At 66.0% G+C, this 23,266-nt stretch carries 21 protein-coding genes; 6 read left to right on the top strand and 15 right to left on the bottom strand.

Annotated features, from left to right (window positions below):
* Positions 1 to 48 precede the first annotated feature (48 nt).
* The 3 genes from QM588_RS02070 to QM588_RS02080 all read right to left on the bottom strand — a co-directional run bounded on the left by QM588_RS02070 (position 49) and on the right by QM588_RS02080 (position 6,127).
* Positions 49 to 2,634 (bottom strand): alpha/beta fold hydrolase, encoded by a 2,586-nt coding sequence (locus QM588_RS02070; RefSeq protein WP_283311123.1) that lies wholly within the window; start codon positions 2,632 to 2,634, stop codon positions 49 to 51.
* Between the two features lie 182 nt (positions 2,635 to 2,816).
* A complete protein-coding gene (locus QM588_RS02075) occupies positions 2,817 to 5,339 on the bottom strand; it encodes an ABC transporter permease (protein ID WP_283311784.1) in 2,523 nt (840 codons plus the stop codon).
* 53 nt (positions 5,340 to 5,392) lie between these two features.
* Positions 5,393 to 6,127 (bottom strand): ABC transporter ATP-binding protein, encoded by a 735-nt coding sequence (locus QM588_RS02080; RefSeq protein ID WP_283311124.1) that lies wholly within the window; start codon positions 6,125 to 6,127, stop codon positions 5,393 to 5,395.
* Between the two features lie 75 nt (positions 6,128 to 6,202).
* Between QM588_RS02080 and QM588_RS02085 the strand changes: the two genes are divergently transcribed.
* On the top strand, positions 6,203 to 6,967 hold the full coding sequence (locus tag QM588_RS02085; RefSeq protein WP_283311128.1) for a deoxyribonuclease IV: 765 nt from the start codon (positions 6,203 to 6,205) through the stop codon (positions 6,965 to 6,967).
* Positions 6,968 to 6,979: 12 nt separating this feature from the next.
* Here QM588_RS02085 and QM588_RS02090 read toward each other — a convergent pair whose 3' ends face one another.
* From QM588_RS02090 to QM588_RS02110, 5 genes are all read right to left on the bottom strand, one after another.
* Complete coding sequence (locus QM588_RS02090; RefSeq protein WP_283311129.1) at positions 6,980 to 7,675, bottom strand: hypothetical protein; 696 nt, start codon at positions 7,673 to 7,675, stop codon at positions 6,980 to 6,982.
* A gap of 56 nt (positions 7,676 to 7,731) precedes the next feature.
* Entirely contained in the window at positions 7,732 to 8,256 is a 525-nt protein-coding gene (locus QM588_RS02095) for a DUF309 domain-containing protein (RefSeq protein WP_283311132.1), read from the bottom strand.
* 54 nt (positions 8,257 to 8,310) lie between these two features.
* Positions 8,311 to 9,543, bottom strand: a complete 1,233-nt coding sequence (locus QM588_RS02100) for a multidrug effflux MFS transporter (RefSeq protein ID WP_032373511.1) — start codon at positions 9,541 to 9,543, stop codon at positions 8,311 to 8,313.
* A gap of 99 nt (positions 9,544 to 9,642) precedes the next feature.
* Positions 9,643 to 10,587 (bottom strand): aldo/keto reductase, encoded by a 945-nt coding sequence (locus tag QM588_RS02105; protein WP_283311134.1) that lies wholly within the window; start codon positions 10,585 to 10,587, stop codon positions 9,643 to 9,645.
* Positions 10,588 to 10,637: 50 nt separating this feature from the next.
* Positions 10,638 to 11,585, bottom strand: coding sequence for a DNA-3-methyladenine glycosylase family protein (locus QM588_RS02110; protein WP_283311135.1), 948 nt, complete (start codon positions 11,583 to 11,585; stop codon positions 10,638 to 10,640).
* Between the two features lie 108 nt (positions 11,586 to 11,693).
* On the opposite strand from QM588_RS02110, the gene QM588_RS02115 reads away from it, so the two are divergent.
* The 3 genes from QM588_RS02115 (at position 11,694) to QM588_RS02125 (ending at position 16,401) form a co-directional block, all read left to right on the top strand.
* Positions 11,694 to 14,138, top strand: coding sequence for a LuxR C-terminal-related transcriptional regulator (locus tag QM588_RS02115; RefSeq protein ID WP_283311136.1), 2,445 nt, complete (start codon positions 11,694 to 11,696; stop codon positions 14,136 to 14,138).
* 82 nt (positions 14,139 to 14,220) lie between these two features.
* The gene (locus QM588_RS02120; protein WP_283311139.1) at positions 14,221 to 15,444 is read left to right on the top strand and encodes an MFS transporter; all 1,224 of its coding nucleotides are present in this window, start codon (positions 14,221 to 14,223) and stop codon (positions 15,442 to 15,444) included.
* 81 nt (positions 15,445 to 15,525) lie between these two features.
* Positions 15,526 to 16,401 carry a helix-turn-helix transcriptional regulator gene (locus QM588_RS02125; protein WP_283311141.1) on the top strand — a complete coding sequence of 292 codons (876 nt, stop codon included), beginning with the start codon at positions 15,526 to 15,528 and terminating at the stop codon, positions 16,399 to 16,401.
* Here the strand turns inward: QM588_RS02125 and QM588_RS02130 are convergent.
* Together QM588_RS02130 and QM588_RS02135 are read right to left on the bottom strand one after the other, a co-directional pair.
* Positions 16,347 to 16,892 carry an MmyB family transcriptional regulator gene (locus tag QM588_RS02130; protein ID WP_283311143.1) on the bottom strand — a complete coding sequence of 182 codons (546 nt, stop codon included), beginning with the start codon at positions 16,890 to 16,892 and terminating at the stop codon, positions 16,347 to 16,349. The genes QM588_RS02125 and QM588_RS02130 overlap by 55 nt on opposite strands.
* A 109-nt stretch (positions 16,893 to 17,001) precedes the next feature.
* A complete protein-coding gene (locus QM588_RS02135; protein WP_336620055.1) occupies positions 17,002 to 18,027 on the bottom strand; it encodes a GlxA family transcriptional regulator in 1,026 nt (341 codons plus the stop codon).
* 120 nt (positions 18,028 to 18,147) lie between these two features.
* Between QM588_RS02135 and QM588_RS02140 the strand changes: the two genes are divergently transcribed.
* A complete protein-coding gene (locus QM588_RS02140; protein ID WP_283311144.1) occupies positions 18,148 to 18,693 on the top strand; it encodes a ribonuclease H family protein in 546 nt (181 codons plus the stop codon).
* A gap of 26 nt (positions 18,694 to 18,719) precedes the next feature.
* Here QM588_RS02140 and QM588_RS02145 read toward each other — a convergent pair whose 3' ends face one another.
* The 4 genes from QM588_RS02145 to QM588_RS02160 form a co-directional block, all read right to left on the bottom strand.
* A complete protein-coding gene (locus QM588_RS02145; RefSeq protein ID WP_283311145.1) occupies positions 18,720 to 19,604 on the bottom strand; it encodes a pirin family protein in 885 nt (294 codons plus the stop codon).
* Positions 19,604 to 20,059, bottom strand: a complete 456-nt coding sequence (locus QM588_RS02150) for a MarR family winged helix-turn-helix transcriptional regulator (RefSeq protein ID WP_283311146.1) — start codon at positions 20,057 to 20,059, stop codon at positions 19,604 to 19,606. The genes QM588_RS02145 and QM588_RS02150 overlap by 1 nt, the downstream gene beginning before the upstream one ends.
* Entirely contained in the window at positions 20,049 to 21,158 is a 1,110-nt protein-coding gene (locus QM588_RS02155) for an LLM class flavin-dependent oxidoreductase (RefSeq protein WP_283311148.1), read from the bottom strand. The genes QM588_RS02150 and QM588_RS02155 overlap by 11 nt, the downstream gene beginning before the upstream one ends.
* Positions 21,159 to 21,246: 88 nt before the next feature.
* Complete coding sequence (locus tag QM588_RS02160; protein ID WP_145916547.1) at positions 21,247 to 21,621, bottom strand: hypothetical protein; 375 nt, start codon at positions 21,619 to 21,621, stop codon at positions 21,247 to 21,249.
* 336 nt (positions 21,622 to 21,957) lie between these two features.
* Between QM588_RS02160 and QM588_RS02165 the strand changes: the two genes are divergently transcribed.
* Positions 21,958 to 22,338, top strand: coding sequence for a hypothetical protein (locus tag QM588_RS02165; protein ID WP_032369575.1), 381 nt, complete (start codon positions 21,958 to 21,960; stop codon positions 22,336 to 22,338).
* Here QM588_RS02165 and zapE read toward each other — a convergent pair.
* Entirely contained in the window at positions 22,291 to 23,208 is a 918-nt protein-coding gene (gene zapE / locus QM588_RS02170; RefSeq protein ID WP_283311152.1) for a cell division protein ZapE, read from the bottom strand. The genes QM588_RS02165 and zapE overlap by 48 nt on opposite strands.
* Between the last annotated feature and the right edge of the window lie 58 nt (positions 23,209 to 23,266).

Here is a 23,266-nt window from a genome sequence, read left to right on the forward strand (position 1 = left end):
ACAAGCTGTGCCGCCACCGCGACAGACCGTCGCGAGTGAGACGCCCCGTCAGCGCGCGCTGTCGACGGTGTCGTCGATGATCTCGGCCAGTTCCTTCGCCATCGGTCCGCGCAACATGTTGGCGTGATTGCCAGCAATATCGACGAATGTCAGCTCGCCGTGAGCAACTGCTTGCCACGACCGCAGGTCCTTGACGTTGTCGTCGGTGCGAACCACAGTCATCGACCCCGACCACGGAGTCGGCACATGCGTGTTCAACGCCACGTACCCGATGCTCGCGAACACCAACCATTCCATGGTCGTCGGATACCGCAGCAGCCCGGCGAATTGCATACGTATCCACAGTGCGGCCGTTCCGACCCGACCGAGATGGAAGCCGGCGTCTTCCCTGGTCTGCGCCGGCGGTGCCGACGGGACAGCGGCTCCTCCGGGAAGGCGGTCCAGGAGATGACGGAACAGTCGGGTGTCGAGAAGCAGCAGATGTGCAGTACCGATACCGGAATCTCGGATCACCTCTGCCATCGCGATGGCGATCCAGCCGCCGAGCGAGTGGCCGACCAGATGGAACGGACCTTCCGGTGCCACCGTGCGCATCGCGTCGACATACCGTTTCGCGGTGGCTCTGATGGTTCGGTCCGGTCGCCCGCGCTTGCCTCGGCCGTGCGCCTGTAGGGCATACACCGGTCGGTCCGCGTCGAGGTGCTTGACGAGATCGAGAAACGCCATCGCGCCCACCCCGGCACCACCGATGAGGAAGATCGGATCTCCGGTCCCCCCAGTGCGCAGCGGGACCAGAACGTCGTGGACACCGGACGTGCGCCGACGGGCGGCGGCAGCATCACGAAGCCGATCGTCGACGGTGGTCGCCAGCGTCCGCACGGTGGTCGACGCGAACACGTCCTGTGGATCGAGATCGATCTTCAGGCTTTCGCGCAGTTGCGCGAGCATCGCCGTCATGCTCAGCGAGTTGCCGCCGAGTTCGAGGAAGTCCTCGTCCCGCCCGATGGCGTCCAGTCCGAGCGCAGTACGAGCGGCCTCCGCGACGATGAATTCGGTGGGTCCGACCGCAGTGCGCTCGACGCGCCGGTCGGCCGGCTCGGGCAGCGCTCGGCGGTCGATCTTGCCGCGTTCGTTTCGCGGCAGGGCGTCGAGCGCGACGATATGGGTCGGCACCATCCACTCCGGGAGGGTGCGGCGCAGGTCTGCCCGGATAGCGGCCTGTGACGCGCGAACGGCTCGGCCGGAGCAGATGTAGGCGACGAGGTCGGTGTCGGTGCCGGATCTCCTACCGATCACCACCGCATCGTCGATGTTCGGCAACGCGCGCAGAGCCGCCTCCACCTCCGCCGGTTCGACGAGGTAGCCGCGTACCTTCACTGCGTCGTCGATGCGCCCGGAGAGCTGCAGCGTTCCGTCCCGATCGAACCGTCCGAGGTCGCCGGTGCGATAGCGGAACAGGCCGTCGTCGACGGCGGCGAATCTCTCCGAGTCCACGCCGACGTCCTCGAGATAGCCGTCGGCCAGGCACGCAGAGGTGACTCGCACCTCGCCGACGACGTCGGGTTCGCAGGGAGAGCCGTCGGCGGCAACGACCTCGACTAGCTTTCCCGCGACGGGACTGCCCGCGGGAAGAAAGCCGGAGGGGAGCGGACGGCCGACAGGGTGTTCGCTGAACGCGACGGCCCCGGCTTCGGTGGTGGCGTACCAGTTCACGAGGGTGGCGCGATTGTCGGGAGCAAGGCGGAACCGCCGCGCGTCGTCGGAGTGCAGTGATTCTCCGTACGTCGTGACGACGCGAAGCGTGGGGACGGTGACCTGACCCGCGAGGGCGCGTAGCAACGACGACGAGCAGTGCAGTGTGGTGAGTGAGTGATCGGCCACCCATCCTGCGATGCTGTCGACCGTGCCCGATCGTGGATCGCGGCAATGGACGGTAGCTCCGCTGAGCAGTCCGGCGAGCAGCGTGTTGAGGCCCGCGCCGAAACTGACGGGAAGGGCATCGCCCACGCGATCGTGGGTGCCCAGCCCCAGCGCGGTGGACACCTCGTATGCCTTGGTCAGGCACATGCGATGGCTGAGTACGACGCCCTTGGGTGTCCCCGTGGATCCGGACGTGTAGTTGATGACGGCGGTGTGGCCGCCCGACACCGTCGGCAGCGGAACGCAGGAATCGACGGCAGCGTCGACGTCCGACGAGTCGAGTATCGACGCCTTCGCCTGCTCGACGATGCGGTCACGACGCTCGGGGGGAAGTTGCGGATCCAGCGGTACCAGTGGATGACCTGCGGCGACGACCGCCAGCATCAGGACGATCGAGTCGACCGACGCGTCCGCCTCGACTGCGAGCGGTCGGTGATCGACCGGGCGCAGGGCGGCGATCTTGCGCGCCTGCGAGTACACGCGATGCAGCAGCTCGTCGAAGGTCAGTGACGTCCCCTCCGCATACAACGCCACGGCGTCGGGCATCGCGCGGGCGACCTCGCGGTAGCGCGCCATGACGGTGTCGCGGCCGTCGGGACGGCACAGTGGGGCGAGTGCGGACCGCATCGGCACGGAATGCGTCGGCACGGAATGCGTCGGCACCGAGCGCGTCGGCACGGACCGGGTCGGCGCATACGTGTCCTGAATCGTCATGATTCTCCTTGCACGAGCCCGACCCGCGAGGTAAAGGTTCGTTTGCAGAAAACAAACCTACTTGAAGACTGTTTTACCACCACTAAAGTAGACGCGGGTTGGCTTTCCGTGCAAGCCGAAAACCGGGCATTTCGTAACGAAACGGTGTCGTTGCGAAATGCCCGGTGCAGGGTCGGCCCTGATCAGAGGTCGGCGATGGCCTCCAGCGGTTTGGTACGCGCGGCCCGGACGGCAGGCCACAAGGCAGCCAGTACGCCGACCACCGCGGAACCGACCAGCATCGCGACGACCTGGCCCCACGGCACCGTCATGGTGCCCAGGCCCTCGTCGCGCAGGGTCCGGACGAAGCCCCAACCGAACGCGATGCCGAGTGCGACTCCGACGATGGCCCCGAAGAGTGCGATGAGCAGCGACTCGAGGTAGATGATGCGCCGCACCTGCGGGCGTTGCATTCCTATCGCCCTGAGCATGCCGATCTCGCGTCGGCGTTCGACGACCGACAGGGCGAGAGTATTGACGATTCCCAGTACGGCGATGACCACGGCCAGGGCGAGCAGTCCATACAACACCGCGAGCAGAGTGTCGATCTGCTGTCCCTGGCTGCCCTTGAACTCCTCGACGTTCTGAACCTGCACCACCACGGACGGTTTGGTTGCGGCCTCGAGGTCCGTGCGCAACGTGTCGAGGTCGGTTCCGGGAGCGGCTTTCACGAGGACGAGCAGGTCCGACCGCGTGATGGACGGCGTCACCTTCTCGTAGATGTCACCCGAGACGATCCAACTGCCGATCAGGGGATTGTCGGTGAACACGCCGGTCACGGTCACGGGAACCGAAGCTCCGTCGACGGAGTCGAACACGACCTGGGTACCGATGTCCCAGCCCTTGGTGGCCGCTTCGGTCTCGGACACCGAGAACCCGTTGCTCTCGAGGTCTGACGTGCCCCGAGCCATCGACAGGTCGAGGAGTCCTTCCGGGGAGCCGTCGATGGCAGCGCCGTATTCCTCTTCGCCGGCGATGGTGACGAACACCGGATGCAGCACAGCAGTTCGTTCCACACCGCTGACCTTCTGTGCCGCCGTCGTGGCTCCGGTCGGGACGCCGATGGACTGCGGCCCGGACAGTATGTAGTCGGCTTCGACACCGGTGTCCACGAGCGAATCGACACTCGCCTTGGCCGTCGACCCGAGAACTCCGATGACGGTGACGAGCATGAGGCCGAGCATCAGCGCGAACGCGGTGGCTGCCGTACGCCGCGGATTGCGCACCGAGTTGGTTCTGGCCAGGCGACCGATGGCACCGAAGGGCCGGGTGAGAACGGCACCGAGCGCCCCGACGATCGGCCGCGACAGCGACGGCGCGACCAGAGCCGTGGCCACGATCGCTGCCACCGCGCCGACGCCGACGGTCGCAGCGGCAGCGCCGCCGGTCGACTGAGCGCCGATGACTATTGCTGCAGCTCCGGCGATACCGAGACCCACGCCGACGAACGTCCGAGTTCGCAGGGTGTCGCCAGCGGACGCGAACTCCTCGCGCATTGCCGCCACCGGTGGAATCTTGGCTGCTCGCCGCGCCGGTGCGTAGGCGCTGAGGACGGTGACGATGATGCCCACCGCGAAGGCGACGACGACGGTACGTGGTTCGAGGGCGAGTGGGCCCGACGGCAGTCCGAGGTCGAAGGCATTGAGCAGAGCGCGCAATCCGTACGCCAGTCCGACGCCGCCGGCGAAGCCCAGCACACTTCCGATGACGCCGACGACGATCGCTTCGAGTACGACCGAGCGACTGACCTGCCCGCGGCTGGCTCCGATGGCGCGAAGCAGCGCCAGTTCGCGTACCCGCTGAGCGACGATCATCGAGAACGTGTTGTAGATGATGAACGTGCCGACGAGCAGTGCAATGGCACCGAACGCGAGCAGGAAGTACGTGATGAACGACAGTGCCGACTCGACCTCGGCCTTGGTCTCGGCCTGGACGTCGGCAGCGGTCTGCACCTTCAGATCCGGAAACGCGGCGGCGATCTCGTCCCTGAGGTCGCTCTGCGTCTTACCCTGTGCGGCGAGGTCGTTGCCCGCGACGTCGATGTACTGCACGTGCGCACCGTCGGTGAACAACTCGTTCGCCTGACTCTGCACAAACTGAATCCCGATGAAACCACCGGATTCTGTTGCAGTGGAATAGATTCCGGAGATCGTGATGTCGGTGATCCCCTTGGACGGCACGAGGACCTGGGTCGCGTCGCCCACCTTCAGGCCCGCTCGATCGGCACCGCCGGCGTTGATCGCGACCTGGCCGGGCGCGGTAGGGGCCGAGCCGGCGACGAATGTCGCCGGATCGCCGAGCCGCTGCTCGTCCGGTAGGTAGGACTCGCCGATCGTCGGTGCACCGCCGGATTGCACTGCAGCACCGTCTTTACCCAGCAGAACGAGTTGTCCTCCCACGTACGGGGAGACGGCACGCACGCCGGGTAGCGCCGAGATGGCGGCGATGTCCTCGTTGGGTACTCCGCTCGATCGCGAGTCCTCGGGGGCGACTCGAACGTCGGCTCCCTGTGCGGTGTCGGCGAACAGTGACGAGAACGTGCGCTGCAGCGTGTCGGTGAAGACGAACGAGCCTGCGACGAACGCGGTTCCGAGTACGACGGAGAGAACCGTCAATGCCAGCCGAACCTTGTGGGCGGCAAGGTTTCGCAGCGACACCTTGCGCATCGGATTGCCCGACGGCTTTTGTCGAGAAGGTTTGGTGGAGACGGAATGCGCCATTATCGGACCGTCTCCAGCTTCTTCATCCGCTCGAGTACGGCGTCGGCCGTGGGTGAGCTCAGCTGATCGATGACGGCTCCGTCGGCCAGGAACACGACGCGGTCGGCGTAGCTTGCCGCTCGTGGGTCGTGGGTGACGATGACGACGGTCTGGTCGAATTCGTCTGCGGCCGTGCGAAGGATCGACAGCACCTCACCGGACGAGCGGGAGTCCAGGTTGCCCGTCGGCTCGTCGCCGAACACGATGTCGGGTCGACCGGCCAGGGCGCGGGCGCACGCCACGCGCTGTTGCTGCCCACCCGAGAGTTCGCTCGGGCGATGACCCAGGCGGTCGCGCAGGCCCAGTCGGTCGACCACGGTGTCGAGCCATTGCTGGTCCGGAGTGCGTCCGGCGATGTCGAGCGGCAGAGTGATGTTCTCCAGTGCGGTCAGGGTGGGCACCAGGTTGAAGGCCTGGAAAACGAAACCGATTCGGTCCCTTCGTAACCCGGTCATCTCCTTGTCGGACAACGCCGTCAGCTCGGTGTCACCGATCGTGACCGTGCCCGAGGACGCCGTGTCCAGCCCGGCCAGGCAATGCATCAGCGTGGATTTGCCCGAGCCGGACGGGCCCATGATGGCGGTGAATTCTCCGCGGGCGAACTCGACGTTCACCCCGGACAGCGCGTGCACCTGGGTGTCGCCAGAACCGTAGACCTTCGATACGTCGACCGCACGTGCGGCAATGTCGCTCATGGGTGCCAGTGTTTCAGTGTTCCGGCCCGGTCGCTATCAGGGGAGACCCTGAACTCGACCCCTATGATGGGCGTCATGCGCATCGGAGCACATGTCCGCGACAGCAGCGACCCTCTGGGCACGGCCGAGACGCTCGGCGTCGACCTGGTTCAGATGTTTCTGACGGATCCGCAGAAGTGGAACAAGCTCACCCCGCACCCCCAGGGTGAGGCTCTGTTGACCGGAGACGTCGATGTGGTGGTGCACTCGTCCTACGTTCTGAACGTGGCGAGCCTGAACAACCGCATCCGAATCCCGTCCCGCAAGGCGGTCGTCGAACAGGCCGCGGCAGCTGCCGAGATCGGTGCCATCGGTTTGGTGGTGCACGGCGGTCACGTCCGGGAGGGTGAGGACACCGCCAAGGGAATCGACAACTGGCGCAAGCTGTTCGAGCGTCAGGCCGAGCAGGGTGGTTTCGGCGTACCGATCTTCGTCGAGAACACCGCGGGCGGTGACTCGGCGATGGCGCGGCGCTTCGACGACATCGCGCGGTTGTGGGACGCGATCGGAGAGTTCGGTGCCGGTTTCTGTCTCGACACCTGCCATGCGTGGGCCGGCGGAGAAGACCTGATCGACGTGGTCGATCGCATCAAGGCCATCACCGGACGAATCGACCTGGTGCATCTGAACAATTCACGCGACGAGTTCGACTCCGCCCGTGACCGGCACGCGAACCTGGGCACCGGAACCATCGACGCAGAGGTTCTGACGGCCGTCGCGCTTGCCGCCGATGCACCTGTGATTCTCGAAACTCCGGCCGAGGGAATCGACGACGACGTGAGGCTGCTGAAAAGCCTGTAGCGGATCCGGCGGTTACGAGGGCGCTGCCGACAGCTTCGTCGTTGCCGCAGCCCACAGCCGGACCAGTTCGTCCATCCCGTCGATGCCCGTGGACCACGTGACTCGGGCAGACACGAGCCCTGACGCGGTCTCGCCGATCGCGATGTCGATGGCGTAGTCGCTGGGCTCGCCATGGTCGGCGTCGGCTTCGGATACATCGTGGCGGAACAGAATCTGCGCTCCCGGGCGGCAGGCCAGCGCGGGGTAGTTCCGGGTCAGCGGGTAGTCGCGGCCACCGTGAGGTGCCGAGTCCAGCCGTCTGCAGACGTCGTCGACGAGGTACGAGGCGCGGGCGGATTCGGTGAGGGCGTCGACCGGAACGGCGGGGAGCCGGACGGGATGGACGAATCCGGTGTCGTCGACGTCGATATCGACCAGGACGCCCGACGACGAGCCGCGGCGGTTGTCTCGTTGCCACGTGGACACCGCGGATCCAAGGGCGGCGAGCAGCCGAGCGTCGAGCCGGTGCGTGTTCGTGGGAACGGGCAGCGTGACCGTGGTGCGCTCACGGAGCGGAGACGGCGTGACCTGCAGCGGACGTTCGGCCGGGGTCAGGACAGCGACCCAATAGGGAACCTGTTCGGCGACCTCGGTGCAGAAGGTACGTCCGAGCTGAGCTGGGCTGATCGTCTCGCGATGGGCGAGTTTCAGCGGTGCGAACACGGTCACGCCGAGGAACCCCACTTCCGGTGAAGATTGTCCTAGCCTTACCTAATTCCCTCAGGCTAGCTCGAGTCCGGCCGGTGTGCCAGGACGCCCCCGTCCGATCCCGATTCCACCGCCCGGCGCAGTGCGGGAACGCCTGGTGAGGTCGGTAGAGTTCCCGTCTCCAGGTCCTCGAGCAGGTCCTCGGACCAGCCGAGCAGACCCGTCACGTCGATCCGGTGTGGGGGCTCGACCTCGTAACCGATCAAGCGGTCGTGTCCTTGGCGGAGCAACGAAGCGGCACCTACGCGGTTTCCTCGCATCAGGTGCGTCAATCCGACGGCCAGTTGCGCGAGGCCCTGCCACAGCTCGCGTTCGTCCGGGACGCAGCTCTTCCACGTGCCCTCGAGTACCTCGTGGGCGTGAAACGGCATACGTGCGTCCAGGAATCGCTGCGCTTCGGTGAGCGCGGCGTCCGGTGGAAGATGGAGGTCGTCGGGAACCCGGGGTGTTCCGGTGCCGCCGCGGGCCAGCGGGCGGCCGAGGCCGTCGCGCGGCCGGGCGTTGAGGGGCTTGCCCTGCGGGTCGCGCTCGCGTTCGGCCATGGCGGTCACCCTAGTGGGGTGACCGCCATGGCCCACACGATGACGCGAGTGAGGTCATCGACGTGCGGACAGGACGGTCACCGACCCGAGTGCGATCAGCGCTGCCGCCGAGGTGGCGACCATCGTCGTCGAGACGGCGATCGCGTCGTTGCCCAGTGCACCGACGATCGGTGCGACGATCGCCCCGAGCCCGAACTGCGCGGCACCGAGTAGTGCAGCTGCGCCGCCTGCCGCTTCACCGTGGCGGGACAGCGCCAGCGCGGGCGCGTTGGGCATGACGAACCCGACGGCCCCGAGTACGAACCACAGCGGGACGACGAACCCAGCCATGCCGCCGACCTCGGTGACCGCCAGGACGACCATGACCGCGCCGGCGACGACGCCGAAGGACAGCGCCGACAGGACGATCTGCACCGGTGCGAAGCGTCCCAACAGCAGGACGTTGAGCTGGGATGCGCCGATCAGAGAGATCGCACCGGCCGCGAAGACGATGGCGAATTGTTGCTCGTCGAGGCCGAACTCCTCCTGCAGGACGAACGACGAACCGGCGACGTACGCGAAGAGTGCCGACATGGCCAGGGCGGCGACCATGACGAGGACGACGAACTGCGTGTCCCGCAGCAGCGATCGGTAGGTCCGTAGAACGGGCATGACGCCACTGGCCCGACGACGCTCGGGCGGCAGGGACTCGCGCAGCGACACGATTGCCAGCGTCATCAACGCCACGCCCATGATCGCCAACGCGGCGAACACGAGCCGCCAGGAACCGACTAGAAGTACCGCACCGCCGAGCGACGGTGCCAGAACCGGAGCGACGCCCATGACGAGCATCAGGCGAGACAGAACGGTCGCGGCGGCGCGACCGCTGAACAGATCTCGGACGATGGCCATGGCGACCACGGCAGCAGCTGCGGCACCGAGGCCCTGAATCACACGCAGGCCGCCGAGTACGGCGATGTTGGGAGCAACGATGCAGGCGAGCGACGCCAGGATGTGCACTCCGGTGCCCACGATGAGGGGCAGTCGTCGGCCGACGATGTCGGACAGCGGCCCGATGACCAGCTGGCCGAGCGCGAGGCCGACCAACGTACCCGCGAGCGTGAGCTGCACTGCAGACGACGGGGTGTTCAGATCCTCGGCGATGGCAGGAAGTGCCGGCAGGTACATGTCGATGGTCAGTGGACCGAGGGCGATGAGCGCGCCGAGTACGAGGATCACCCGGAGGCGCTCGCGTGACGTCGGCTCGGTTGTGGGAGCCGACGTGCTGCTCTCGCGCGTGTCGGTCACCTGCGCGCTGGTTACGGATGTGTTCGATGCTGGGGCCACCCGAAGGTCAGCAGCGTAGGAGCTGATTCTGTTCCCGTTGCTGACTACAACTTTCGTGTCCTATGCCACCGCGTCGGACAGTCCGGTGAGAGTGTCCACCTCGTGGCTGGTCAGACGCAGTGTCGGCGCGTCGAGCAGAGCCGGTACCTGAGCGAGTGAGTTCGCGCTCGCGATCGGTGCGGTGATGCCCGGTCGAGCGAGCAACCAGGCGAGAGCCACACTCGACAGCTCGGCCGAGCGGGAGTCGGCGATCTCTTGCAGGCCCTGCACCACAGCCAAGCCTGCATCGGAGAAGTAGCCCGTCGTCAGTCGCTCACGCTGAGTACCGGCCAGATCCTCCCGAGTGCGGTACTTGCCCGTCAGGAAGCCCGCGGCGAGAGAGAAGTACGGAAACACCCCGAGGCCGTTGTCGACGGCGAGGGCCTGCAGTTCACCCTCGTAGTCGCGACGTGCAACGAGGTTGTAGTGCGGTTGCAGTGCGATCGGGGCCGCGAAACCGTTGTCCTTCGCAAGGCTCAGCCACTCGCGGACCCGAGCGGGGGAGTAGTTCGAGATGGCGACGTGCCGAACTTTTCCTGCCCGGACCAAGTCGTCGAACGCGGCCAGGGACTCGACCAACGGCGTCGCGTCGTCGTCGTAGTGCGCGTAGTAGACGTCGATGTGATCGGTCTGCAGTCTGGCCAGGGATGCGTCCGCGGCGGCGCGAATGTTGTCTGGTGCCAGACCGCGGAACTCGGGATGCTGGCTCACCTTGGTCGCGAGGACGACGTCGTCCCGGTTGCCGCGGGCCGAAATCCACTTGCCGATGATCGTCTCGGATTCGCCGCCGGAGTTGCCGTCGGCGAACGCCGAGTACGAGTCGGCCGTGTCGACGAAATTGCCACCACCTGAGGTGAACGCGTCCAGGATGTCGAAAGACGCGTCTTCGTCGCTGGTCCACCCGAAGGTGTTCCCGCCGAGGGCGAGCGGAAAGATGTCCAGATCGGACGTGCCGATGGCAACCACGAAGTACTCCTTAGGTCGGCGAACAACTCGACTGTACGAGTAGGCGGGGATCAGTGCCAGGTGTGGTCCACCAGCGCGGTCCGTGGCCCGAACTTGGGCTTGGTGGCCTTGCCGCTGAGGTACAGCAGCCGAATCGCGCGATGACGATGCGGCGCCAAGGGCTGCAGATACTCGACCATCTCCTCGTCGTCGATCGGTCTACCCAACAGCGACCACCCCACCACAGCGGCCAGGTGGTAGTCGCCCACGGACAACGCGTCGGGATCCCCCAGGGCGCGCTGAGCGGTCTCGGCCGCAGTCCAGATGCCGACGCCCGGGATCGCGCGCAGCCTGCGGTGCGCATCCTCGGGCGTCATCGTCGACGCCTCCTCCAGGCGTCCGGCTGCGCGCGCGGCACGCACGATGGTCTTCGACCGGGCCGGGTCGACGTTGGCGCGGTGGTAGTCCCAGGACGGGATGCGCCGCCACACGTCGGCGGTGGGGAACACGAACATCGTCTTCGGGGTCGGGCCCGGTGCGGGGTCGCCGAACTTGCTCACCAGGTATCGCCACGAGCCGAATGCCGAAATGCCGTGTACGCGTTGCTCGATGATCGCCGGTATCAGTGCCTCGAGCACCAGCCCGGTCCGGCCGAGGCGTAGGTGCGGAAGTTGTCTGTGTGCCTCGCGCAGGATCGGGTGTTCGGGAGCGAAGCTCGAGGCGTCGTCGTCCCGGCCGAGCAGAGCCGGGGCAGCGTCGAGCAGTTCGTCGGCACCGGGTCCCCAGGCTCGCACCATGACGCTACTCGGTGAGGCCTGCACCAATCGGTACGTGACCGGGCCGGAGTTCATGCGCGACGTCCGCCAGACGGCACCGTCCGGCGTGGACTCGTAGGTGGGGTCGCCGCGGCCTCGACGCAGCGGTGACAGGGACATCCGGATGTCGAGGCGCTGCTCGAAGCCGACGAGGCGGGTGACGCCGTCCTGATCGGTACGGCCCGAGGAGGCACTATCGGTCATCGTTCGGGTCACCTCCGTCGCACTCCGTGGCCGGCCGGTTCGAGTGTGTCCCTGCCAGGGCCATATTCAACACCCTTGCGCAGACACGGGTGAAAATATATTGGACGAATGGCCAAGGCACCCGATCGCGACGCAGTGCTGCGTGAGGGCCGCATGTGTCTGTCCGCTTCCCCGGAGAACCGGCGGATCCTGGTGATCTCGGGTGCACGAGGCATCGGCAAGTCCACGGTTGCCAACACCATTGCGGACGAGGCGACAGCGCTGGGTTTTCGGGTGGTGGATCTGCCGTGCCTCGCGGGGCTGCTCGATGAGGGGCTGCTGGGTGCTCTGGTGTTGGGTGACGCGGATGCGACGCCGACGCTGCTGGTGATCGACGATCTTCATCTGTTGCCTGGGCGCTCGCGCGACCGACTCGCTCGCGCGGTCAAAGCGGCGGTACGTATCCCGAACGTCCGGTGTGTCGCCACCACCGTCTACACCGTCCCGCCGCCGTTGTGGCGGGAGTTCGCCTTCCATCGCCTGCGACCGCTGTCCGAGGCCGCAGTGCGTGATCTGCTGAATCGCACGGAAACCGTTGTGGCGCAACGGCAATTGATCGTCGAGCTGTCGCAGGGAAACCCTCTCGTCGCGACCGAACTCGCTCGCGCTGCGCCGATCTGGCACCGGGATCCATCCGTCGGCGGTGCGATGCTCGACCGCGCGCACCTCACCGATACTCTCGCCGACATCGGCGCGTTCGAGGTCGCCGGGCTCGACGAGGAGTCCAGGCGTCACATTCTCGGCGATGCGGTGCGGCACATGGTCTCTCGCGAGCACGGCAGCGACTCCGTGGCCGCCCGCCCAAGTGTCGACACTGTTGCACAACTGTGGGTTCTTGCTTCCTCGACCGCCGAGGAGCGCATCGCCGTTCACCTCGAATGCGCTGTCGACAGCCGGCTGACTTCCGACGAGCGTCTGGTGCATCGAGCACTCGCAGCTCGCGCGCCCGACGCGCACCTCGTCGCTGTGCTCGACGACCGTGCGAACGACATGGTGTCGATGCAGCGCTACCGCCGGGCGGTGGCGCTGCTCTGCCGTGCAGCAGCGCTCGAAGCCGATCGTGGACGCGCGCGGGCCCTCGAGGTGCGGGCGGCGTCCATGGCGGCATTCGCCGGCTTCGTCGACCTCGCGGAATCCATCCTGGACCGAATGCGGCCGGGACGTCGCGCCGCGGCCCTGTCCGAGACCGTTCCGGCCCGAGCCTTCACGGCCGTGGCCCGGGGCGGTGACCCACGTGCTGCGTTCGGCGTCGTCGTGCAGGCTCTCGATCGATTGCCGGATGCGGTCGCCTCGGACGTCGTCGACCAGTTGATCGGATCGGTTCTGGCGTACAGCGCTCTGACCGGCGACAGTGAACTCGTTGCGCAGGCCCTGCAATGGGCAATCAAGCACGAACAGCATCTCGATCCGGTCAACGTGCTCGTCTCGCGGTCTCTCGGCGTATCGGGTTCGAGAGTGCACGTGCGGGCGCTCGACAGCACGGCGCTGCTGGACGCAGCACGAGCCTCGCTGCGCACCGGAGACCCCTGGAAACCGGTACTGCTGCAGCTGGCGTTGCCCACTCTGCTGTGGGATCCGAACGACAGTTGTCGGCTGTCGGACGTGGTGGACCCTGTCGCGGATGGGTTTCCGGCCGCCGAGGCTCTGGCCCGGCTGCAGCACCTCGGCGCGCTCGCCGCTCGAGGACAGTTCGCTGCGTTCGCCGAGGCCGTCTCCTCGGGACTGCCGGAGGGTCTCTTCGCCGCACAGGAGTGCCTGCTCAACTCCTCGGTCGCGGCTGTCACAGGTGACGAGAAGGGCTGTACCACAGCCGAATCGGTCGCATCGAGCCGCTTCGACGTCGCTTACGAGCGCATGCGCCGCGGCGGTCTATCGGCGGAGCGCTGTTCGGTCACTCCGTACGGACCACTCGAAATACTGGACTACGTCGAATCCTGTGTACGGCTGCGGCGGCCGGCCGAGGCGCGCACGTATCTCGACCGGCTGCACCGAACCCGGCCCGATTTCTGGGGAGCCCGCCACAGTGCGCTGCTGGCTGCAGCCGAAGCGATGCTGGCGAAGTCCGGAGCCGAGGCGCTCTTCGAGGCGAGTCTGCATGAACTACGCACCGCCGGATGGTGTTTCGATACGCCGCGGGTTGCGCTGGTGTACGGCGAGTGGCTGCGCCGCCACCACCGGGCGACCGAAAGCCGCGGTCGGTTGAGGTACGCCGCAGATCTGTTCGCAGAACTGGGCGCGCACACGTGGTTGCGCCGAGCCGAGGACGAACTACGGGCCGCAGGAGCCGGCCCTCACCCGCGCGAGGGTGATGCGGGCTCGGGGTTGACCGGGCAGGAACTGCGCATCGCGTCGCTTGCTGCCGCCGGTCTGACCAACAAGGAAATCGGCGAACAGCTGTATCTCTCGGCTCGTACTGTCGGCGGTCATCTGTACCGAGTGTTTCCCAAGTTGCAGATCACCACGCGGTCCGCGCTGCGGGACGCCCTCCTGCGTTACGAGGACGGGGGACGGTGAGTGAACACGTACTCGCCCGCTCTGGTTCGATCTCCTAGTCGACGGTGAAGAACGAACCGCCCTCGCAGAACAGGAGATCATCGTGATCCGATCGGACGACGCATCGTCGCCCCGGACGTCGGTGTCGAAAGCAACGGCATTCGTCGGAGTTGCCTTTGCGTTCGTCGTGGCGATGATGGGCACCACCATGCCGACGCCGCTCTACGCGCTCTACGAGGTGGAGTTCCACTTCTCGGTCTTCGTCGTCACCCTCGTGTTCGCGGCGTACGCCGTCGGTGTACTCGCAGCGCTGCTGGCGTTCGGACGCTGGTCCGACTCGTTGGGGAGACGCCCGATGCTGTTGGCGGCCATAGTGTTCGGGTTGATCAGCGCCGTGGTGTTCGTCACCGCCGGCTCGCTGACGGCCCTGGTGGTCGGCCGCGTGTTGTCGGGAATCTCTGCCGGCATCTTCGTCGGTACCGCGACGGTCACGTTGATCGAGCTGGTACCCGACCGGTGGCACAGCCGCGCATCCGCGATCGCCACTGCAGCGAACATCGGGGGCCTCGGCCTCGGACCGTTGGTGGCCGGAGTGCTCGTGGAGTATCTACCGCAGCCGCTGCGCCTGACATTCGTCGTCGACATGGTTCTGCTTGCTGCGGCAGGAGTGGCGGTGTTCCTCGCACCCGAGACGGTGCGGGTCGACTCCGGAGCACGCCCGCGCATGCAGCGGCTGTCCGTTCCATCGGAGGTGCGCGGCACCTTCGTGCGCGCCTCGATCGGAGGATTCGCGGGGTTCGCCGTACTGGGCCTGTTCACTGCTGTCTCGCCGGGATTCATCGGCGGGGTACTGGACATCGACAATCACGCCGTCACCGGGGTGGTGGTGTTCACGGTCTTCGCTGCGTCGACGACAGCCCAGATCGCTTTGCGCGCGGCCGATCCCGCATCGGCGCAGCGGTGGGGATGCGCGCTGCTGCTGCTCGGTCTGGTGTTTTTGGCCGCGTCGCTGTTGCTGACTTCGCTGGCGGTTCTGGTGGTAGCGGCACTGCTCTGCGGCGTCGGTCAGGGCATGACATTCGCCAACGGGATGTCCACGATCGGTGCCGAGCTGCCTCCGCACCGTCGGGCAGAGGTGACCTCGACCTTCTTCGTCGTGTTGTACATCGCGATCTCGGTACCGGTGATCGGTGCCGGAGCCGTAGCGACCGGATGGGGCCTGGTGACGGCAGGGGTGGTGTTCGCCGTCGTGATCGCCGTGCTCGCGGCGGTGGCGTTCGTGCTGTTGACCATCGATCTGCGCAAGTCTCGGGCTGCCGTGTCCTGAAACGGTCGACAGTGGGCCGGATTCGCACTCGATTCGGCAGGGTGTGTAGGAGATGATGGTGGTCGACAGGAGGTTCTGACGATGGCCGAACGCTCGTTGCTCGCGGACTTTCTTCGGGTGCGCCGGGAATCCCTGCAACCCGAGCAGGTGGGTCTGGTACGCGACGGCAACCGCCGGGTGCGGGGCCTGCGACGCGAAGAGATCGCCCGGCTCGCCGATATCAGCGCCGACTACTACCTGCGGCTCGAGCAGGGGCGCAATCATCAACCCTCCGAACAGGTTCTGGCTGCGCTCAGTAGGGCTCTGCGTTTGGACGAGGACGAGCGCGCGTACTTCCACCGGGTGGCGCGCGCGCAGTCCGGCCCAGCCGTGGTCGAGGCGCTTCCGCCGCGGCTGACCGAGGCGTCGGCCCGGGTGTTGGAGCAGTGGGTCCACACGCCGGCGTACATCACCGACCGCCACCACGATCTGCTTGCGCTCAACGGTCCGGCCGCGCTGATGACGCCGGGTCTGAAAGTGGGTACCAACCTGATGCTCGACGTGTTCGCGCACGAGCACGGTGCCGCCTCGCCGGAGGATTGGGCAATCACGGCGCAGCGGATGGTGTCGGCGCTGCGATTCCATGCTGCACCGGGTCACCCGCGACTGACGGAGTTGGTGGGCCGACTGTCGGTGGAGAGCCGCGCCTTTCGCAGGATGTGGGCCAAGCACGACGTACGGCCGTTGTCGTCGAGCATCTCCGTCGTCCCGGTGGAGCCGTTCGGCCTGGTCGAATTCCGTTCGCAGACATTGGAGATCGTCGGCGAGGGTGGGCAGTTCATCACTACCTACTTCGCAGATCCCGGTAGTCGGTCGGCATCGGCTATCCGGCATCTGGTTGCCGGAGTCCCCAGCCGCGACACTCAGTTCGTTGTGCCTCGGTCCGATTCGGACGATCGGACCGCGTCCGCCAGTTGATGGAGGGCTGCCCTCGACTGTGCGGTTCGGGGCCGCAGCATCATCAGTACGTGGTCTTCGGCGACAGGCACCAGCAGGTAATCGAGCATCAACGGACCGACGACGGCGTGTGCGATCACCACGGATCCGGTGTTCCTCGCGCTGGTCTCACCGGCCCACTTCTGCGCGAATGCCGAACTACGGGTCGACAGTTCGCCGACAATGCGCCGAAAGGAGTCATCGGGTTCGTGTCGATCCAACGATTCCCGGAGCATGGCGACCACTTGATCCGCCGACGAATCCCACCCGGCCTGCGGGTCTGCAGCGGGATCGTCTCGATCGCTGCAGAGCGAACCGGTGTCGACGAAGGTGAACACGGCCAGGTTGACCCCCTCGGCGAAGCTCGGCGACACCGCACGAGCGAGCATCGTGGACGATTCGACGGTCAGATGCCGATCCAGCAGTACCGCAGGCGAATACGCCCAGGCCTCGAGCGCCTCCACGTTGTGCATGATTCGACGATAGATCCCGTGGGTTGCCGGTCCGGTGACCCTGCCAGGGCCACCTTCGACCGGCGGGATTCGACACTCCTGGGGTGAACGAAAGCGTTGCGGCCGAATATCACTGGGCTGGATCGGTCGTGCGGAACTTTCGCTGGTAGTCCGACGGTGTCACACCGAACTTGGTGACGAACGCACGCCGGAAAGCAGCGGGGGTGCCGAATCCTGCGTCGGCAGCGGACCTGGCCACCGAGTAGCCCGACTCGAGTGCCGCGACGGCGATATCGAGACGCATCGCGGTGACGTAGTCGAGAGGTGTCGTGCCCAGTTCCTCGCGCACGATGCGATTGAGATGCCGCACACTGACATTGGCGTGCGCCGCGAGTGCGCTCAGGCTCGCGGGTCGGGTCGGGTCGGCATGGATGTAATCGGTGATGGCGCGAGAGACCTGGGTTTGCGGGGGCGGACCCTTCAGCGACACCGAATACTGCGACTGGCCGCCGGAGCGCTGCATATACACCAGCAGTAGTTGCGCGACCGCTCTGGCTATCGGGGCACCGTGATCACTTTCGACCAACGCCAACGCCAGATCGATTCCGGCAGCGACCCCGGCCGAGGTGTAGATGTCGCCGTCGCGCACGAAGATCGAATCCGGTTGGACATGCGTGTCGGGAAAGCGTTCCGCCGGAGCCGACGTGAACTTCCAATGGGTGGTCGCACTCCTGCCGTCGAGCAGACCGGATCCCGCCAGCGCGAACGCCCCACTGCAGATCGACGCCACCCGGCGCGCTCGGGACGCGAGCAGCGCCACCGCGTCGAGCAACGCCGTGTCCTCGAAGACGGCCGGGGCCGATTCGCTACCGGGAACGATGAGGGTGTCGAAGTCGCCGCTTCCGGCGACGGCGGCGTTCACCGACACCGTCATTCCCATCGATGTCACCACGTCACCGCCGTCGATCGAGAGGAAGACGATGTCGTATCCGTCGACTCGTTGGTTCGCTTCGAGGAAGACCTCGGCCGGGCCGACGAAGTCGAGCATCTTGACCCGGTCGAACAGCAGAATGCCGATGCGTCGCCGTCGGGTCGGCCTGGGCCGATGTCGTTCGTCGTCGATGTCGACCTCCGTGGGTCGGATGAATGCCGACACCGGTCATGTGGCACTCGTCAGTGGCGCTACGGTACCAATCCGAGTCGGTGAGCAAGTCCCTTGCTTTCGTCGGGGCGAGTCAGCCGGGGTTTGTCGGTGGCCCGAAGTAGGGTCCTGTCCGTGATCATCGTGAGTACGGACGGCTCTTGTCTGCGTAACCCCGGCGGAGCAATCGGGTGGGCGTGGGTCAATCACACGGGTCCGAGCAACTCCGGCGGCGAGCCCTCGGGCACCAACCAGGTAGCCGAGCTTCGCGCCCTGCTCGAGGCAGTGTTGGCGCACCCCGGCCCGGAGCCGTTACTGATCGAATCGGACTCGCAGTACGCCATCAAGTGCGCGTCGGAGTGGCTGGCAGGCTGGAAGCGCAAGGGGTGGAAGACCGCAGGCGGCACTCCGGTGCGCAACCTCGATCTGGTGCAGAGCATCGAGCGGGCCATCACCGAACGCGAAGGACCGGTGCGATTCCGGTGGGTCCGCGGCCACGTCGGCAATCACTTCAACGAAGCAGCCGACGCGTTGGCGGGCGAAGCCGCCCGCGCCATCGCGGCCGCCGGAGCGAACGCGGTGTCCACACCGACCGAGGCCCGCAGCGGACCCGTTGCACAGAAGGCATCCGTTCCCGCTGCGCCGCGCCCGTCCGAACCGGAGATCGCCACCCTGTTCTGACTGCCGAGCCGCGCGCACGTTCCGGATCAGCCGCGAGGTCTCATCCGTGCGTTGGGCAATTCCGGTGCGTGCAACCTGGGCCCGGGGTAGCCCTCCACGGTGCCGAATTGACCGTTCTCGGCCTCGTACGCGGCCCGATACTCCACCACGTCCTCGTGGCTGCGGCCGACGAAGTTCCACCACATGACTATCTGTTCACCGAACGGCGGACCGCCCAACAGGAGGAATCGAACCGGTTCCCGGGCGGGATTGTGAAGCTGCATCGACTGATGCCCGGGTTCGAGGTAGCCGAGTTCGGCTGCGCCCAGATCGGTCTCGTTCAGCGTCACCGATCCCTGGTCGACGACAACTCCGTGTTCGTAGGACTCGTCGATCTCGACGCTGACCCGCGCCTCGGCGTCGAGCACGATCTCCGCTCCGAGCAGTGGCGTGTACGTCGACACCGGCGAGGTCTCGCCCAGAATCGATCCGAGAAACACCCGAGCGGTCAGGCCGGGCCGGGAGATCGAATCGGGAACGTAGTGCTCGAAAGTCGGTGCCACGAAACGGGATACGGCGGGCAGCGCCACCCACAGCTGCATCCCGTGCAGGATGTCGGTGTCGGGTGTGGACACCTCGGAGTGGCTGATGCCCTGCCCGGCCGTCATCAGGTTGAGCTCCCCGGGGCGCACCATCGCATGAGATCCGACGCTGTCGCGATGGTCGATCTCACCGGAGAACAGCCAGCTGACCGTCTGTAGGCCGGTGTGCGGGTGCGGCGCGACGTCCATGCGCGACTGCTCGGGCCCGTAGTGGTCTGCGAAACACCATGCGCCGATGAGGGATCGGTCCTTGTGCGGCAGGGTGCGGCGCACCTTCATGGCCCGAGGACCGCCGAGTGGAACCTCGCGTGGGGTGAGGACCTGGATCATCAGTGCTCCCGAATGTCGGTCTGGGCGAGTCTGAGCTTGGTGCACAGACTGTCGAGTGTCCTGAGCTCGTCGGTGTTCAATGCATCGCCGACATAGCGTCTGATGCGGGCGGCGTGTTTGCGTCCGATCGAGGCCTGCAGGTCTGATCCCGCGTCCGTCAGGCAGATCACGGTCCCGCGTTTGTCCGACGGATCATGCTCTCGGACTACGTATCCCATCGCTTCGAGTCGGTCGCACATCCTGCTCAGCGACGGTTGGCTGAGCAGGATCTCGTCGTTCAGCTGATGCAGTCGGAGTCTGCGGTCCGGGCTGGTGCTCAGGGTGAACAGCACGTCGTATTCGCGCATACCGATCGGATCCCAGATGTCGTCGGCGGCGAACCGGCGCATCAGGGACACCTGGGAGCGAAACAGCGACTCCCAGGCGTTCACCGCCAACTCCGTGTCAGACGGCAACGGCTGGTTCCTTCGCAGCCGCCGCGGCCTTGTCTTCCAGCATCGAGGCGTGAGTCGGAGGATTCTCCGGAACGCCGGCCGGGCGTCGGGCAGCGAATTCCTTGCGCAGAACCGGTACGACGTCCTCGCCGAGGATGTCGAGTTGCTCGAGCACTGTCTTCAGCGGCAGGCCGGCGTGGTCCATCAGGAACAGCTGACGCTGGTAGTCGCCGAAGTAGTCTGCGAATGCGAGCGTCTTCTCGATGACCTGCTGCGGAGATCCGACGGTCAGCGGAGTCTGCTCGGTGAACTCCTCCATGCTCGGTCCGTGGCCGTAGACAGGTGCGTTGTCGAAGTACGGCCGGAATTCGTTCACCGCGTCCTGGCTGTTCTTGCGCATGAACACCTGACCGCCGAGACCGACGATGGCCTGGTCGGCGCGGCCGTGGCCGTAGTGCTCGTAGCGCTCCCGGTAGAGATCGATGAGCTGGATGTAGTGCTCTTTCGGCCAGAAGATGTTGTTCGCGAAGAAGCCGTCACCGTGGTAGGCGGCGATTTCTGCGATCTCCGGGCTGCGGATCGACCCGTGCCAGACGAACGGCGCGATGTCGTCGAGCGGACGAGGAGTGGACGTGAACCGGTCGAGTGGCGTCCGGAAGTTTCCCTTCCAGGTGACGACGTCCTCGGTCCACAGGCGTCGCAGCAGCTGGTAGTTCTCCAGAGCCAATGGGATGCCCTGACGGATGTCCTGTCCGAACCACGGGTAGACCGGGCCGGTGTTGCCGCGACCCATGATGAGGTCGACGCGTCCTTCGGACAGATGCTGGAGCATCGCGTAGTCCTCGGCGATCTTGACCGGGTCGTTCGTCGTGATCAGCGTGGTCGACGTCGACAGGATCAACTTCTCGGTGGTGGCCGCGATGTAGCCGAGCATGGTCGTCGGTGACGAGGGTACGAACGGCGGATTGTGATGCTCGCCGGTTGCGAAAACATCCAGACCGACGTCCTCGGCATGCTTGGCGATGGTGACCATCGATCGAATGCGCTCGTGCTCGGAGGGCGTCGTCCCGGTGGTGGGGTCGGTGGTGACATCTCCGACGGTGAAGATTCCGAACTGCATGGCGTGCTCCTACCCGAACGACAAGTTCATGCGTTTGCATTGACTATGCCGTACAACCGGGGTGCGGTCCGGGTTATTTCCGCGGCGGTCACTGCACGAGCGACGCGGTTCCGGTGAGCAACCGCACGTCGTACGACTCGGTCGGGCCGTGCTGCTCGGTGGTTCCGCCGTGCACGGTGTACAGCACTGCGTACGAGGTGAACGTGACGTCCTGGCCGTCGTCCGTATCGATGTTGACGCGGGGCAGAACGACGAGCAGGTGGGTCCGGTTACCGTCCGAGAGGGTCTCGACGACGGTCCGCACCTCGAATCCCAGATCGGATCGGGTGACGTCGGTGGATTCCAGCGTCTCTCCACTGAGGACGAGCTGCGCCGCCCACACTCCGGCGGAGCGATGGGCGTCGACGGTTCCGGTGAGGTCGTCACCGCTGAAGTCGTAGTGGTTCGCTGCTGTGAAAGGCATGGTCACAGGCTATGCCTCGGTCGGTGAAAAAACTTCGAAAGAATTTCCCATCCGCTACCCATCCACCCGGCGACGGGCCCCGAATGGTCAATGAGACACCCGCTACTGCTGTCGCCCCCGACCGCCGTCAGTAGTGGGTGTCTCCCTTTGTGTTGCGTGGGTTTGTCGCATGGGTTTCAACGACACCGGTGACAGAGTCCCCTACCCCCTTGCTCCCCAGGAGCACGAAGCTGTGATGACCAAACTGCGTGCTGCGCGACCGTAGGCCCGTATTCGAGTTCGTTGGATGCACCGACGTGCCGCAGTTCGAATCGAGCGCGCGTCTAGGATTCGGAGATGCCGGCATCCAAGACCGAACTGTCCGCCGAACTTCGAGCGCTGCTGGGGCGAGACCGTCGTGATCTTGCTGCGGCACTGCTCACCTCCGCCTTCACGCCGGTCCTGGACGACATGTATCCGTGGGTGACCGGATCTCGGCTGGGTGAGGCGCTCGCCCGAGACGCCGGAATCCGAGTCAGTAACTGGTCGTGGAGCATCGGCCGCAATCCCGACGCCACTCTCGCGCGGCTGATTCTCGAGCTCGTTCTGCTGTGGGAAGGAGCCGGCCTGGCGTGCCGTGGGCTCGCGCTCGACGGTAACGAGGTCGTTCTCCTCGCTCGCGGTGAAGAGCTACTGCGAGCCGGGGATCCTGACTCTGTCCGCCGCGCACTCGCGTGACCGGGAGCCCAGTTCGCTCAGTCGACTGATCAATCTGTCGGTATCGAGTCCGGTGCATCCGACGGCGAATTCGGTCAGCGGCACCACGCTGTGGAATTCGGTACGCACATCGAGGTCGTACAGAACATCGACCAGATTCGCGAAGCGCTGAGCCGCGAACTCGTCCACGCTCGCGAGAGCCGGAATGTCGGTGATCGTCAGCTGCGTAGCGGTCTGGGCCATCTGAAGGTAGTCACCCGTGGAACGGGCAGCACAACACAGCTCGGCAAACGTCCGACCACCCGAGACGGGCTCCACGGTCCATGTCCCCGAGGCGAAGCGCGATCCACTGGCACCGGCGGCGCGGTAATCGACGGGGCCGTCGACACGGACCACGTCGAGGCACTGCTTCAGCTTCTCGATGGTCGGGACGAACGCCGGGTGGAACAGCGGATTCGGCAGCAATTCGTCGGGCGCGTAGTTCGAGGTGACGACCAGGACGACGCCACGAGCGAAGAGTGCGTCGAGCATGCGCGTGATGAGGCGGGCGTCTCCGATGTCGTGGACGTGAAATTCGTCGAAGCACAGCAGTGCCGCCGGAGCCGATCCTGTCGACAGGACATCGTCGATGGCTGCGTCGATGGAAAACCCGTGGCGAAAGTACGCCGCGTGGAGATCGCGAAAGAAGCTGTGGAAGTGCACGCGCTTCTTCGCGGAGGTGTCGGCCGCGGCGAAGTAGCTGTCCAGCAGCCAGGTCTTGCCACGCCCGACCGGTCCCCACAGGTAGACACCTCTGTCGCCGGGTGTCGACAACGTGTCTGCCGCTGCAGCCTGTGCGTCGTCGAGCGTGAAGGCAGCGTCGAAGACGTGTCGCGATGCGGTCGGCCTCATGTCACGAACCGTACGCCCCGCGACTCTACATTTGTAGAGGGCGTGTGTACGGTCACTG

Source organism: Rhodococcus sp. IEGM 1354 (assembly GCF_030056855.1).
GTDB lineage: Bacteria > Actinomycetota > Actinomycetes > Mycobacteriales > Mycobacteriaceae > Rhodococcoides.

Coding starts and splice junctions, on each gene's coding strand:
- QM588_RS02070 (WP_283311123.1), bottom strand. CDS start 2,634: ATGACGATTCAGGACACGTATGCGCCGACCCGGTCCGTGCCGACGCGC.
- QM588_RS02075 (WP_283311784.1), bottom strand. CDS start 5,339: ATGCGCAAGGTGTCGCTGCGAAACCTTGCCGCCCACAAGGTTCGGCTG.
- QM588_RS02080 (WP_283311124.1), bottom strand. CDS start 6,127: ATGAGCGACATTGCCGCACGTGCGGTCGACGTATCGAAGGTCTACGGT.
- QM588_RS02085 (WP_283311128.1), top strand. CDS start 6,203: ATGCGCATCGGAGCACATGTCCGCGACAGCAGCGACCCTCTGGGCACG.
- QM588_RS02095 (WP_283311132.1), bottom strand. CDS start 8,256: ATGGCCGAACGCGAGCGCGACCCGCAGGGCAAGCCCCTCAACGCCCGG.
- QM588_RS02110 (WP_283311135.1), bottom strand. CDS start 11,585: ATGACCGATAGTGCCTCCTCGGGCCGTACCGATCAGGACGGCGTCACC.
- QM588_RS02115 (WP_283311136.1), top strand. CDS start 11,694: ATGGCCAAGGCACCCGATCGCGACGCAGTGCTGCGTGAGGGCCGCATG.
- QM588_RS02125 (WP_283311141.1), top strand. CDS start 15,526: ATGGCCGAACGCTCGTTGCTCGCGGACTTTCTTCGGGTGCGCCGGGAA.
- QM588_RS02130 (WP_283311143.1), bottom strand. CDS start 16,892: ATGCACAACGTGGAGGCGCTCGAGGCCTGGGCGTATTCGCCTGCGGTA.
- QM588_RS02145 (WP_283311145.1), bottom strand. CDS start 19,604: ATGATCCAGGTCCTCACCCCACGCGAGGTTCCACTCGGCGGTCCTCGG.
- QM588_RS02155 (WP_283311148.1), bottom strand. CDS start 21,158: ATGCAGTTCGGAATCTTCACCGTCGGAGATGTCACCACCGACCCCACC.
- QM588_RS02160 (WP_145916547.1), bottom strand. CDS start 21,621: ATGCCTTTCACAGCAGCGAACCACTACGACTTCAGCGGTGACGACCTC.
- QM588_RS02165 (WP_032369575.1), top strand. CDS start 21,958: ATGCCGGCATCCAAGACCGAACTGTCCGCCGAACTTCGAGCGCTGCTG.
- zapE (WP_283311152.1), bottom strand. CDS start 23,208: ATGAGGCCGACCGCATCGCGACACGTCTTCGACGCTGCCTTCACGCTC.